The organism is Micromonospora sp. NPDC002575 (assembly GCF_042889525.1).
Classification (GTDB): domain Bacteria; phylum Actinomycetota; class Actinomycetes; order Mycobacteriales; family Micromonosporaceae; genus Micromonospora; species Micromonospora carbonacea.
The window spans coordinates 1-15,433 of record NZ_JBIARA010000041.1; the positions used below are offsets into that span (position 1 = coordinate 1).

The following is a 15,433-nucleotide window of genomic DNA, read 5'->3' on the forward strand; positions in this document are numbered from 1 at the left end:
CGGACACACCCACTACATCGAAACCAGCCCCCACCCCGTCCTCACCACACCCATCCAACACACCATCGACACCACCACCACCAAAGCCACCACCATCGCAACCCTCCACCGCAACCAACACGGACCCACCCAACTCGCACTCGCCCTCGCCCACACCACCACCACCGGACTCACACCCCACCAACCCACCCCCACCCCACACACCACCCCCCACCTCCCCACCTACCCCTTCCAACACCACCACTACTGGGTGAAGCCGAGGGCAGCCACGGCCGCCTTCGGCGACGGCCCCAGCGGGCACCCGTTCGTCGGCGGCCGGCTCGACCAGCCGGACGACCGGGGTGAGATCTTCGTCGGGCAGGTGTCCACGGCCCTGCACCCGTGGCTCGCCGACCACGCCGTACGCGACACCGTGCTGCTGCCCGGCACCGCGTTCCTCGACCTGGCGCTGCACGCGGCCGAACGCCGCGGCAGCACGCACGTGGAGGAACTCACGCTGGAGCACCCGCTCGTCCTGCCGGACAGCGGCGCACTGCGGCTCCACGTCGCCACCGCGCCCGAGCCGGACGGCCGGCACACCGTCACCGTCCACTCCCGCCCGGCCGGCGACCCCGACCACCCGTGGACCCGGCACGCCGTGGGCACGATCACCGGGGAGGCGAACGGGACGCCGGCGGCGCTGGACGGCGTATGGCCGCCGCCCGGGGCGGAACCGGTGCGGCTGGACCACTTCTACGGCGACCTCGCGGACCTCGGGTACCTGTACGGCGCGACGTTCCGGGGACTACGGGCGGCCTGGCGGGCCGGCGACACCTTCTATGCCGAGGTGGAGCTGCCGGAGCAGGCCGACCCCGACGGGTTCGCCGTCCACCCGGCGCTGCTCGACGCCGCGCTGCACACGACGGCGGTGGGCGTGAACCTCGACCCGGCGCACACCCCGGTGCGGCTGCCGTTCTCCTGGTCGGATGTCACGTTGCACGCGACCGGCGCCACCCGGCTGCGGGTCCGCGCCACCCGGCTCGACGACACGACGGTGGCGCTCGACATGGCCGACGGCACCGGGCGGCCCGTGCTCACCGTCGCGCGGCTGCGGCTGCGGGAACTGGACCCCGGCCAGTTGGCCGCGCCCAGCCCGCTGCACAACTCGATCTTCCGCATCGACTGGGTCCGCGCCGAGACGCCGCCCGTGCCGGCCGGCGACCCGTCCCGCTGGGCGGTCCTCGGGGACGGCGACGCCGGGGCGGGTCCGGCCTTCGCCGGGCTCTCCCGGCATCCGGAGCTGGCCGACCTCGTCCGGGAGCTGGACGCCGGGGCCGCCGCACCGGAGGTCGTGCTGCTGCCCTGCCACGGTGGCGCAGCCGACGCCGGAACCGACCCGGCGGCACAGGCCCACGAGGTGACGCGGCGGGTCCTGGGCACGGTTCAGGGTTGGCTCGCCGACCAGCGGCTCGCCGGGTCCCGGCTGGTCGTCCTCACCCACGGCGCGATCGCGGCGCGGCCCGGCGACGCCGTGGGTGACCTGCCCGGCTCGACCGTCTGGGGCCTGCTGCGCGCCGCCTGGTGGGAGGAGCCCGACCGGTTCGTGCTGGCCGACCTCGACGACACCGCGACGCCGGCGTCCCTGCGGGCCGCGCTCGCGACGGACAGCTACCAGGTCGTCCTGCGCGACGGCGCGTGCCTGGTGCCCCGGCTCGCCGCCGTGCAGCCCGACGACGGCGCGGCCGGTTTCTCCTTCGACCCGGCGGGCACCGTGCTGGTCACCGGCGGCACCGGGACGATCGGCGCGCATCTGGCCCGCCACCTGGTGACGGCGCACGGGGTGCGGCGCCTCCTGCTCACCAGCCGCCGCGGCATCGCCGCGGAGGGGGCCGCGGCGTTGCGCGACGAGCTGGTCGCGGCGGGCGCCGACGTGACCGTCGCCGCGTGCGACACCGCCGACCGCGAGGCGCTCGCCGGCCTGCTGGCCGCCGTACCGGCCGAGCATCCGCTGACGGCGCTGGTCCACACCGCCGGCGTCCTGGAGGACGGCGTGCTCGGCGCGCTCACCGCCGAACAGGCCGACGCGGTCCTGCGTCCCAAGGCCGACGCCGCCTGGCACCTGCACACGCTGACCGAGCACCTGCCGCTGCGGTCGTTCGTCCTGTTCTCCTCCGCCGCCGGCATCGTCGGCAATCCGGGGCAGTCGACCTACGCGGCGGCGAACACGTTCGTGGACGCGCTGGCCGCTCACCGCCGATCGCGCGGGCTGCCCGCCGACTCGCTGGCGTGGGGTCTGTGGGCGGAGACCAGCACGATGACCGCCGGGCTGGACGTCGCCGGCAAGGCCCGGCTGACCCGCCACGCGGCGGCCATCACCACCGAGCAGGGCATGGCCCTGTTCGACGCCGCGCTGGCGGTCGCGGGCGCGACGCCGCTGCTGTTGGCGAAGATCCGGCCGGCGACGATCGACGCCGCCGACGGCACGATCGCACCCATCCTTCGTACGCTCGCCCGCCCCGCGCTCCGTCGTGCCGCTGCTCCCGCCGGTCCGCCCGCCGCCTCCGACGGTCTCGCCGAACGGCTGCTGCCGCTGGACCCGGCCGGGCGTCGGGAGTTGCTGGCCGGCCTGATCGGCGCCCATGTCGCGGCGGTGCTCGGCCACGGGCAGCCGGACGCCCTCGACGCGGCGCGCAGCTTCAAGGACCTGGGGTTCGACTCGCTGACCGCGGTGGAACTGCGCAACCGGATGAACGCGGCGACCGGGCTGCGGCTGCCGGCGACGCTCGTGTTCGACCATCCCACCATCGAGTCCCTCGCCGACCGGCTGGGCGTCGAGTTGCTCGGCACCCGGACGGCCGCTGCGGCGGCGTCGCCCGCGATCCCGGCCGCCACCCGGGACCAGTCCGACGACCCGATCGTGATCATCGGGATGGCCTGCCGGTTCCCGGGCGGCGCGCGTACCCCCGGCGACCTGTGGCGGCTCGTCGCCGAGGGGGTCGACGCGGTCGGGGAGTTCCCGGTCAACCGGGGATGGGACCTCGACGAGCTGTACCACCCCGACCCCGACCGGCACGGGAAGACGTACGTCAGGCGGGGTGGCTTCCTGCACGACGCCGACGAGTTCGACGCCGACCTGTTCGGGATCAGCCCGCGGGAGGCGCTGGCCACCGATCCGCAGCAACGGTTGCTGCTGGAGACCGTGTGGGAGGCGCTGGAGAACGCGGCCATCGATCCGACGTCGCTGCGCGGAAGCGCCACCGGGGTCTTCATCGGCGCGGCCGCGCAGGAGTACGGCCTGAACACCCGGGCGGAGGACACCGGGCCGGAGGGCTACCTGATCACCGGTTCCACCACGAGCGTCGCGTCGGGCCGGATCGCGTACACGTTCGGGTTCGAGGGCCCGACGATGACCGTGGACACGGCGTGCTCGTCGTCGCTGGTGGCGCTGCACCTGGCCGTGCAGGCGCTGCGCAACGGCGAGTGCGAGCTGGCGGTGGCCGGCGGTGTAGCGGTCATGGCGACGCCGACGCTCTTCGTGGAGTTCAGCCGGCAGCGCGGGCTCGCCCCGGACGGCCGGTGCAAGCCGTTCGGCGTCGACGCCGACGGGACCGCCTGGGGCGAGGGCACCGGTCTGCTGCTGGTGGAACGGCTCTCGGACGCGCGGCGCAACGGGCACCCGGTGCTCGCCGTGGTGCGCGGCACCGCGGTGAACTCCGACGGCACCAGCAACGGGCTGACCGCCCCCAACGGCCCGTCCCAGCAGCGGGTCATCCGCCAGGCGCTGTCCGCCGCCGGGCTGGGCCCGGACGACGTGGACGCGGTGGAGGCGCACGGCACCGGCACCCCGCTCGGCGACCCCATCGAGGCGCAGGCCCTGCTCGCCACGTACGGGCGGGACCGCCGCGCCGGCGAGCCGCTGTGGATCGGGTCCGTCAAGTCCAACATCGGGCATGCCCAGGCCGCCGCCGGCGCGGCCGGGGTGATCAAGATGGTGCAGGCGATGCGGCACGGGCTGCTGCCGCGCACCCTGCACGTCGAGGAGCCGACCCCGCACGTGGACTGGTCGGCCGGCGCGGTCCGGCTGCTCACCGCCGACCGGCCCTGGCCGGAGACCGGTGGTCCCCGTCGGTCCGCCGTGTCGGCGTTCGGCATCAGCGGCACGAACGCGCACGTCGTCCTGGAGTGGGATCCCGCCGTCGCCGCCGAGCCGGCGGTGTCCGGGCCCCGCCGGGAACACGACGGCCTCCCGGTGCCGTGGCTGCTGTCCGGCAGGACCGCGGCGGTGGTGGCCGCCCAGGCCGGGCGGCTGGCCGAGCAGCTCGCCGGGCGCCCCGAGCTGCACCCGGTCGACGTCGGCGGGTCGCTGACCGCCCGGGCCGCGCAGCGGTGCCGCGCCGCCGTGGTCGGCACGGACCGCGAGGAGCTGCTGTCCGCGCTGCGCGGCATCGCCGACGGCAGCGCCAGCGCCGAGGCAGCCGGGGCCGGCGGCACCGCGTTCCTGTTCTCCGGTCAGGGCAGCCAGCACCCCGGGATGGGTCGGGAGCTGCACGAGCGTTACCCGGTGTTCGCGGCGGAGCTGGACCGGGTCTGCGAGCGCATGGACGCCCGCCTGGACACGCCGCTGCGTGCGGTGATGTTCGCGGCGGCGGGCACCCCGGAGGCGGCCCTGCTCGACGAGACCCGGTTCGCCCAGCCGGCGATCTTCGCCCTGGAGGTGGCGCTGTTCCGGCTCCTCGAATCCTGGGGGATGCGGCCCGACGTCCTGCTCGGGCACTCCGTCGGTGAGCTCGCCGCCGCGCACGTCGCCGGCGTGTTCGACCTCGACGACGCGTGCCTCCTCGTCGCGGAACGGGCCCGGCTGATGCAGACCGTGCCCGCGCGCGGCGCGATGGTGGCGATCCGGGCCGGTGAGGCCGAGGTGGCCGAGTCGCTCGCCGACCGGGACGGCGTGGTGTCGATCGCCGCCGTCAACGCCGCCGACGCCACGGTGGTCTCCGGCGACGAGGAGGCGGTGGCGGAGGTCGCGGAGTTCTGGGCGCGGCGCGGTCGCCGGACGACGCGGCTGCGGGTCAGCCACGCGTTCCACTCGCCGCACATGGACGCGATCCTCGGCGAGTTCCACGACGTGGCCGCCCGCCTGGCCTACCGGCCGCCGGCCCTGCCGATCGTCTCCGCCAGCACGGGGCGGCCGGCGGACGCGGCGCAGCTCGGCGATCCCCGGTACTGGGCCGACCAGCTCCGGCTGCCCGTCCGGTTCCACGACGGGATGCGCGCCGTGCGGGCGCTCGGCGTCACCACCTGCCTGGAGGTGGGCCCGGACGCCGCTCTCACGGCGCTGCCGGCCGACGAGGGGGCCGGCCACCGGATTGCCACGCAGCGCCGGGACCAGCCGGAGGCGGCGACGCTGGTCTCCGCCGTGGCGCAGGCGTGGACGCACGGAACCGCGGTCGGCTGGCGGGAGTTCTTCGCCCCGCTGGCCGCGCGGACCGTCGACCTGCCCAACTACGCCTTCCAGGGCCGCCGGTTCTGGCTGCCGGCCGCCGCCCCCGCGAGCCCGGCGGCGCTGGGCCTCGGCGTGGGCGGCCACGAACTGCTCAGGGCGACGACCTCGCTGGCGGACGGCGGCGGGTGGCTGTTGAGCGGCCGGGTCTCGCGGAGCACCCATCCGTGGCTCGCCGAGCACACCGTGAACGGCGCGGCGCTCGTGCCCGGCTCGGTGTTCCTGGACATCGCCGTGCACGTGGCGCGGACCGTCGGGTGTGCCCGCGTCGACGAGCTGACGATGGAATCCCCGCTGGTGCTGCCCGCACAGGGACCGGTGGACCTCCAGGTGACGGTGTCCGGGCCGGATCCGCGCGGCGTACGGTCGCTCGCCGTCAGCTCACGCGCCGAGGCGCCCGACGACCCGGCGGGCGAGCGCCTGTGGACCCGGCACGTCTCGGGTGCCCTGAGCGACCGGGAGACCGGGGCGTTCACCGGCTTCCCGGCCGCCTGGCCGCCGCCCGACGCCGAGCCGATCGACCTCGACGGGCTCTACGAGGCGCTCGCCGGCGCGGGCATCGAGTACGGTCCCGCGTTCCAGGGGCTGCGCGGCGCCTGGCGGGACGGCTCGACCGTCTACACCGAGGCGGTCGCCCCCGACGGCGGGACCGCGGATGGCCTGCATCCGGCGGTGGTCGACGCGGCGATGCACGCCCTCGCGGCCAACCACCCGTCGCTCAGCTCGGGCACGGAGATCCTGCTGCCGTTCGCCTGGCGCGGCGTCGACCCGTACTCGTGGCACGCCGCCGCGATCCGCAGCCGGCTGACCGTGACCGGGCCGGACACGCTGGCGCTGGCGGTCACCGACACCGACGGCGTGCCCGTCGTGGCGGTCGAGGAGCTTCTGGTACGGCGGGTGCCGCTCGGCGCGGTCGCGGCGCAACGCCCCCCGGCGTACGTGCTCGGCTGGACCGGCGTGGCGGCGGGCCGGCGCCCGCGGCCGGCCGGCGTGGGCCTGCTCGGCGGCTCCGACCGGCTCCGCGCGGCGCTGGCCGGCGCGGCGGACGTCCACGGGGACCTGACCGCCCTGCTGGGCACGCCGGACCCGCTGCCCGAGGTGGTCCTCCTTCCCGTGGCGTCGCCCGGTGCGCCCGGTCCGGAGCAGGCGCGCGCGACCCTGGCCGAGGTCATGGACACCGCGCAGCGGTGGCTGGCCGAGGACCGTACGGCCGGTTCCCGGCTGGTGGTCGTCACCGAGGGCGCCGTGTCCACCGGGGCGGACGACCCGGCCCCGGACCTTTCGGGCGCGGCCGTGTGGGGCCTGATCCGCAGCGCCCAGGCCGAACACGCCGGCCGGCTCGTGCTGCTGGACCTCGACGCGACCGCCGCGACCGCCGACGCGGTCACCGCCGCGCTCGCCCTCGACGAGCCGCAGGTGGCGGTGCGGGCGGGGCGTTGCCTGCTGCCGCGGGTGACGGAGACGCCGCTGCGCGAGCCCGCCGGCACTCCGCTGGACGCCGACGGCACGGTCCTGGTCACCGGGGGCACCGGCGCCCTGGGCGCGCTCGTCGCCCGGCACCTGGTCGCCCGGCACGGCGTCCGGCACCTGCTGCTGCTGAGCCGCCGCGGCGGCGACGCGCCCGGTGCGCAGCGGCTGCGGGCCGAGCTGGCCGCGCAGGGAGCGGACGTCACCATCGTGGCCTGCGACGCCGCCGACCGGGCCGCCCTCGGCGTCGCGCTGGCCGCCGTCGACCCGGACCATCCGCTCACCGCGGTGGTGCACACCGCCGGGGTGCTCGCGGACCGGACGTTCAGCAACCTGACCGCGGACCGGCTCGACGCCGTGCTGCGGCCCAAGGTCGACGCGGCATGGCACCTGCACGAGCTCACCGCGGCCATGGACCTCGCCGCCTTCGTCCTGTTCTCGTCGGTCGCCGGGACCCTCGGCACGCCCGGTCAGGCCAACTACGCCGCCGCCAACACCGGCCTCGACGCGCTGGCCCACCACCGGGCCGCGCGCGGGCTCGCCGCCACCAGCCTGGTGTGGGGGCCGTGGCCGGACGCCGGCGGCATGACGGCCGACGACCAGCGGGTCCGGCAGGCGGCGCTGACGCCGCTGTCGACCGAGGAGAACCTCGGCCTGTTCGACGCCGCGCTCTCGGCGGAGCATCCGGTGCTGCTCGCCCTCCGCTTCGACCGGGCCGCGCTGCGCGCCAGGGACCGGGCGGACCTGCCGCCGGTGCTGTCCGGGCTGGCGGGCGCGTCCGCGCGCCGCGCGCCGCAGCGGGCGTCGCTCGCCGAGCGGCTGCGGGCGGCCGGCCGGCAGCAGCGCGGCCGGCTGCTGCTGGACGCGGTGTCCCGCCACGTCGCCACGGTCCTCGGCCACGACGACGGCGCCGACATCGCCGCCGACCGGGAGTTCAACGAGCTGGGCTTCACCTCGCTGACCGCGATCGACCTGCGCAACCGGCTCTCCGCCGAGACCGGGCACCGGTTGCCGGCCACGCTGGTGTTCGACTACCCGAACCCGGCCGCGCTGGCCGCGTACCTGGAGGGCCTGCTGTTCGACGCCGGCCAGGCGGAGCCGGCGCGGGTCCAGACCCTCCGGCCGGCCTCCGACGAGCCGATCGCGATCGTCGGGATGGCCTGCCGGTTCCCCGGCGGCGTCGGGTCGCCGCAGGAGCTGTGGCGGCTGGTCAGCGACGGCAGGGACGCCATCGGCCCGTTCCCGGGCAACCGGGACTGGAACGTCGACGACCTGTACGACCCGGATCCGGACCGGCCCGGGAAGTCCTACACCCGGGAGGGCGGCTTCCTCTACGACGCGGACCGGTTCGACGCGCAGTTCTTCGGCATGAGCCCGCGGGACGCCGTGGCCGCCGACCCCCAGCAGCGGCTCCTGCTGGAGACGACCTGGGAGGCGTTCGAGCACGCCGGGATCGATCCGGCGACGCTGCGGGGCAGCCGTACCGGCGTCTTCACCGGCGTCATGTACAGCGACTACGGCGCCCGGCTCGCGAGCGGCTCCGCCGAGGAGTACGAGGGACACCTCGGCACCGGCAGCGCCGGCAGTGTCGCCTCCGGGCGGGTCGCCTACTCGTTCGGGCTGGAGGGCCCCGCGATCACGGTGGACACGGCGTGCTCGTCCTCGCTGGTCACCCTGCACCTCGCGGTGCGGGCGCTGCGGGCCGGCGAGTGCGACCTGGCGCTCGCCGGCGGCGTCACCGTGATGGCCACGCCCGCCGCCTTCGTCGAGTTCAGCCGGCAGCGCGGCCTGGCCCCGGACGGACGGTGCAAGGCGTTCGCCGAGGGCGCCGACGGGGTGGCCTGGGCGGAGGGGGTGGGACAGCTCCTGGTGGAGCGGCTGTCCGACGCGCGCCGCAACGGTCACACGGTGCTGGCGGTGGTCCGCGGCTCCGCCGTCAACTCCGACGGCGCGAGCAACGGGCTCACCGCGCCGAACGGCCCGTCCCAGCAGCGGGTGATCCGGCAGGCCCTCGCCGACGCCGGCCTGCGGCCGGCCGAGGTGGACGCGGTCGAGGCGCACGGCACCGGCACGCCGCTCGGCGACCCCATCGAGGCGCAGGCGCTGATCGCCACGTACGGGCAGGACCGTCCCGCCGGGCGTCCGCTGTGGGTGGGGTCCGTCAAGTCGAACATCGGGCATGCCCAGGCCGCCGCCGGGGTCGCCGGGATCATCAAGACGGTGCAGGCGCTGCGCCACGGCCGGCTGCCCCGGACCCTGCACGCCGACACGCTCTCCTCGCACGTGGACTGGAGCGCCGGCGACGTCGCGGTGCTGCGTGAGGCGCGGGCGTGGCCGGAGCACGACGGGCCGCGGCGGGCGGCGGTCTCGGCGTTCGGGATCAGCGGAACCAACGCCCACGTCATCCTCGAAGCCGCCGAGGACACCCGCGAAGCGCCGGACGCCGACGCCGGGGCGCCCCGGCCGGCCGCCCGGGCCGGGGCCGAGGTGGTCGTGCCCTGGCTGCTGTCGGCCAGCTCCGGGGCCGCCCTCGCCGCGCAGGCCGACCGGCTGCGCGCCTTCGTCCGGGAGAACCCGGCTCTCGACCCGGCCGACGTCGCCCGATCCCTCGCGGCCCGTTCGGTCCTGGAGCACGGGGCCGCGGTGGTCGGGCGGACCCGCGCGGACCTGCTGACCGGGCTGGACGCGCTCGCCGCCGAGCGGACCGCGCCCGCCGTGGTGCGGGAGAGCTCCCGGGAGACCGGCCCGGTCGCCGTCATGTTCTCCGGGCAGGGCTCGCAGCGGCCGGGGATGGGCAGCGAGCTGTACGCGGCCCATCCCGAGTTCCGGCGCGCGCTGGACGACGTGTGCGACCGTTTCGACGCGCTGCTGGGCAGGTCGCTGCGGGAGCTGATGTTCGCGCCCGCCGGTTCCCGCGAGGCGGACCTGCTGCACGAGACCCGCTACACCCAGCCCGCGCTGTTCGCCGTCGAGGTCGCCCTGTACCGGTTGCTCCGCAGCCAGGGTGTGACGCCGGAGTTCCTGCTGGGCCACTCGATCGGCGAGTTCGCCGCCGCGCACGTCGCCGGGGTCCTGTCCCTGGCGGACGCCTGCCTGCTGGTCGCCACGCGCGGCCGGCTCATGCACGAGGTGTCCGGCAACGGCGCGATGGTGGCCATCGGCGCGGACCCCGAGGAGGTACGCGCGTCGCTGGCGGGCCTGGAGGAGTCGGTCGGCATCGCGGCCGTGAACGGTCCCGCCGGAACCGTGATCTCGGGCGACGAGGTCGCCGTCATGTCGGTGGTGCAGCAGTGGTCGGCCCGGGGCCGCCGGGTCAAGCGGCTGCTGGTGAGCCACGCCTTCCACTCGCCGCTGATGACGCCGATGGTCGACTTGTTCCGGGCGGTCGCCGAGACGTTGACCTTCGCGGAACCGGTCATCCCGATCGTGTCCACGGTGACCGGGGACTTCGCCGACCCGCAGGCCCTGGCCGCACCCGGCTACTGGGTCGACCAGGTGCTGCGGCCGGTGCTGTTCGCGCAGGGTGTGGAAACCCTGTACCAGGCCGGGGCACGGGTCTTCCTGGAGCTGGGCTCGGACGCGCTGGCGTCGCTCACCCCGGACTGCCTGGCCGACAGGTTCCCCGGCCCCCTGGTCAGCGCCCTGCTGCGCAAGGACCGGCCGGAGCCGGAGTCGGTGGTCACCGCCCTGGCCCAGGTACGCCTGCGCGGCGCCCCGGTGGACCTGGCCGCTCTGCTGCCGGGCGCGCGCCGGGTCCCGGAGCTGCCGACCTACCCGTTCCAGCGGGAGCGGTTCTGGCTCAGCCGGCCCGCCGGCTCGGGCGATCCGGTCGAGCTGGGCATGGACCGGGCCTCGCACCCGTTCCTCGGCGCCGGGACCGAACTGCCGGACGGTGGCACCCTGTTCACCGGCCGGATCTCGGCGGAGAGCCAGCCGTGGCTCGCCGACCACGCCGTCCACGGCAGCGGTGTCGTGCCGGCCAGCGCGCTGCTCGAACTGCTCCTGTACGTGGGCGAGCGATCCGGCTGCGACCTGGTCCAGGAGTTCACCGTCTCCACCCCGCTGGTGCTGCCGGACGCCGGGGCGGTCCACGTGCAACTGGTGACCGGGCCCGCCGACGAGGCCGGGCGGCGTACCGTGACGATCCGCTCGCGCGCCGCCGGACCCGCCGGCGACCCGTGGGTCGGTCACGGCCAGGGGATCGTGGCCCCCGCGCCGGCCGCCGATCCACCCGCAGCCGCCGGTGACGCATGGCCGCCCGCTGGCGCGACGCCCGTGGACGTGGCGGAGCTCTACGAGCGTCTCGCCGGGCTGGGGTTCGGCTACGGGCCGGCGTTCCGCGGCCTGCGCAACGCCTGGCGGCACGGCGACGAGGTGTCGGCCGAGGTGCGCCTGCACGGAGCGCCGGTTCCCGGCTTCCGCATCCACCCTGCCCTGCTCGACGCGGCGCTGCACACCCTCGCCGTCGCCTACCGCGACCTGGATCCGGAGGCCGGCGTCCCGGTCCCCTTCGCCTTCTCGGGCGTCAGCATGCGGGCCGTCGCGTCGGACTCGCTGCGGGTCCGGCTCGCCCCGGCGGGGTCGGGCTTCGCGCTGCGGCTCAGCGACGGCTCGGGCAACCAGGTCGCCACCATCGACTCGCTGTCCGTCCGTCATCTGGCTGCGGGCCAACTCCAGCAGGCCGGTCGCGTGCCGCACGGGGCGCAGTTCCGCGTCGCGTGGGCCGAGACCGCGTTGCCCGCCGGCCCGACCGGCGCGGACGTCCCGGTCGCGTCGGTGCAGGACCTGGGCCACGACGGGCCCGTGCCGGAGCTGGTGGTGCTCGACTGCGCACCGGACGACGCCGAGGGCGGGGACCAGGCCGCCGTGGCGCACCGGGCCACCCGTCGCGCGCTCGACGTGCTGCAACGGGTTCTCGGCGACGACCGGTTCGCCCGGACCCGGCTGGGCGTGCTGACCCGGTCGGCCGTCGCCGCCGTGGACGGCGACACCGTCACCGACCTCGCCGGGGCGGCCGTGGGCGGGCTGGTCCGCGCCGCGCAGACGGAGAATCCCGGCCGGATCGTGCTGCTCGACACGGACGGCGTCGAGGCGTCGACGGCGGTGCTGCGCGCCGCGCTGGACGCGGGTGAACCGTGGCTCGCGCTGCGCGACGGCACCGCGTACGCCGCCCGGCTCGTCGCCGCGGACAACGCCGCGCCGGCCGGGGACACGGACCCGCCGCTCGATCCGGACGGGACGGTACTCGTCACCGGCGGCACCGGCGCGCTCGGCGCGCTCGTGGCCCGGCACCTGGTGCGCCGGCACGGCGTCCGACGCCTGCTGCTGGTCAGCCGCAGCGGCGCCGCCGCGACCGGAGCCGACGAGCTGGTCAGCGAGCTGGACCGGCTGGGCGCCCGGGCCACCGTGGTCGCCTGTGACGTCGCCGACCGCGAGTCCCTGGCCGGTGTGCTCGCCTCGGTGCCTGCCGAACACCCGCTCACCGCCGTCGTTCACACCGCCGGGGTGCTGGACGACGCCACGGTCCCCGCCCTCACCCCGCACCGGGTCGACACGGTCCTGCGCCCCAAGGCCGACGCGGCGTGGCACCTGCACGAGCTCACCGCCGGGCTTGGCCTCGCACGGTTCGTGCTGTTCTCGTCGGTGTCCGGGGTGCTGGGCGGGGCCGGCCAGGGCAACTACGCGGCGGCCAACGCGTTCCTCGACGCGCTGGCCGAACACCGGCGCGCCCTCGGGCTCCCGGCGGCGTCGCTGGCCTGGGGGATCTGGGCGGCCCCCGGCACGATGGGCGCTCGGCTGGGCACGGCAGACCGGGCCCGCATCGGCCGGGGCGGGATGCTGCCGCTCGACGTCGGCCAGGGCCTGGCGTTGTTCGACGCCGCCCTGCGCGCCGACCACGCCACGCTCACCCTCGCCCGCTTCGACCTGCCGACGCTTCGCGCGCAGGCGGACGAGAACCGCCTGCCCGTGATCCTGGGTGGCCTGGTCGGCGGCGCGGCCCGCCGGCCGGACAACGCGGGTAGGCCGGTCCTGGGTGAACGCCTCGCGGGCCGCACCGAGGCGGCCCAGCTGGAGATCCTGCTCGAGTTCCTCCATCGGGAGATCGCGATCGCGCTGGGCCACCGCGAGAGCGCCGCCATCGACCTCGACCGCGGTTTCCTGGAGCTCGGCTTCGACTCCCTGACGGCGCTCGAGCTGCGTAACCGGCTGAGCGAGGTGGCCGGATGGCGTCTACCGGCCACCACGTTGTTCGACTATCCGACCCCCCGCAAGCTCGCGGCGCGCCTGCGGGAACTGCTCATCCCCGCCGACACCGCCGAGACCCCGGAGGCGGCGATCCGCAAGGCCATCGCGGCCATCCCGCTGGAGCGCCTGCGCGCTGCCGGCCTGCTGGACGCCGTGCTGCGGCTGGCCGACGGCACCGCCGATCCCGGCCGCGTCCAGGACGAGGACGCGGAAACCGACCTCATCGACGCCGACGTCGACGACCTGGTCCGCATCGCCCTCGGAGACACCGACACATGACCGCACCACACCGACGGAGCCGACGATGAACATGCCTGCCGAGAAGGTCGTCGAGGCGCTGCGCACCTCGCTGCTGGAGAACAAGCGCCTGCGACGGCAGCTTCAACGGCAGACCGACACCGCGGTCGAACCGATCGCGATCGTCGGGATGGGCTGCCGCTACCCGGGCGGCGTCCGGTCGCCGGAGGACCTGTGGGACCTGGTCGCCTCGGGCCGCGACGGCATCGGACCGTTCCCGGAGGATCGCGGGTGGGACGTGGAGCGGCTGTTCGATCCGGATCCGGATGCGCCGGGGAAGTCGTATGTGCGTGAGGGTGGTTTCCTGACCGACGCGGCGGAGTTCGACGCGGCGTTCTTCGGGATCAGCCCGCGGGAGGCGCTGGCGATGGATCCGCAGCAGCGGCTGCTGCTGGAGACCAGTTGGGAGACGTTCGAGAACGCGGGCATCGACCCGGAGTCGCTGCGCGGCAGCCGCACCGGCGTCTTCACCGGCGTCATGTACGGCGACTACGCGACCCGGCTGCGGCGGATGCCGGAGGGCCTCGAAGGCCAGGTGGTGACCGGGAGCGCGGGCAGTGTGGCGTCGGGCCGGGTCTCCTACGTCTACGGTTTCGAGGGCCCGGCGATCTCGCTGGACACGGCGTGCTCGTCGTCGCTGGTGGCGCTGCACCTGGCCGTCCAGGCCCTGCGCAACGGCGAGTGCGACCTCGCCCTGGCCGGCGGCGTGTCGGTGATGGCCACCCCGGTGGCGTTCACCGGCTTCAGCCGTCAGCGTGGTCTCGCGCCGGACGCCCGGGTGAAGTCGTTCGCCGCCGCCGCCGACGGCACGTCCTGGTCCGAGGGCGTGGGCCTGCTCCTGGTCGAACGGCTCTCCGACGCCCAACGCCACGGCCACCGCATCCTCGCCGTCGTCCGGGGCAGCGCGGTCAACCAGGACGGCACCACCAGCCAACTGTCCGCACCCAACGGCCCCGCCCAACAACGCGTCATCCGACAAGCCCTCACCACCGCCGGCCTGACACCGGCGGACGTCGACGCCGTCGAGGCCCACGGCACCGGCACGAAACTCGGCGACCCCATCGAAGCCCAGGCCCTCCTGGCCACCTACGGCCAGGACCGGGAGGAACCCCTGTGGCTCGGCTCCATCAAATCCAACATCGGCCACACCCAGGCCGCCGCCGGAGCCGCCGGCATCATCAAGATGATCCAGGCCATGCGGCACGGGGTCCTGCCGAAGACCCTCCACGTCGACGCACCCACCCCCCACGTCGACTGGACCACCGGATCCGTAGCACTACTCACCAACACCCGGCCCTGGCCCCAGCAGGACCGGCCCCGCCGCGCCGCCGTCTCCTCCTTCGGCATCAGCGGCACCAACGCCCACATCATCCTCGAACAAGCACCACCCGCCACCGAGCCGGAACAGAGCACGCCCACCGACCAGCCCGTCACGTGGATGCTGTCCGCGAAGACCCCCACCGCCCTACGCGCCCACGCCCAACAACTGCTGCACCACGTCACCACCCACCCCGAACTCACCGCCACGGACACCGCAGCGGCTTTGGCCACCCGTACCCTCCTGCCGCACCGCGCCGCCATGGTCGGCACCACCCGTCAGGAACTCACCGAAGCCCTCACCGCCCTCACCACCGACACCCCCCACCACCGGCTGATCGAAGGCACACCCCTCACCGGCAAAACCGTCTTCGTCTTCCCCGGCCAAGGCAGCCAATGGCCCCACATGGGCCTCGACCTCCTCAACCACCCCACCTTCACCCACCACCTCCACGCCTGCGACACCGCACTCCAACCCCACACCGGCTGGTCACTCCTCGACGTCCTCCACCAAAAACCCGGCGCGCCCGACCTCGACCGCGTCGACGTCGTCCAACCCACCCTCTTCGCCCTCATGACCGCCCTCGCCCGCACCTGGCAACACCACGGCATCCACCCCCACGCCGT

General features: G+C 75.5%; 2 protein-coding genes. Both read left to right on the plus strand.

Annotated elements, in window-relative coordinates:
• The first annotated feature begins 250 nt into the window (after positions 1-250).
• Positions 251-13,471 carry an SDR family NAD(P)-dependent oxidoreductase gene (locus ACFYWL_RS30670; protein ID WP_386980149.1) on the plus strand — a complete coding sequence of 4,407 codons (13,221 nt, stop codon included), beginning with the start codon at positions 251-253 and terminating at the stop codon, positions 13,469-13,471.
• 25 nt (positions 13,472-13,496) lie between these two features.
• Positions 13,497-15,433 (plus strand): type I polyketide synthase (locus ACFYWL_RS30675; protein WP_386980152.1); only part of this gene is annotated, 1,937 nt, incomplete at its 3' end.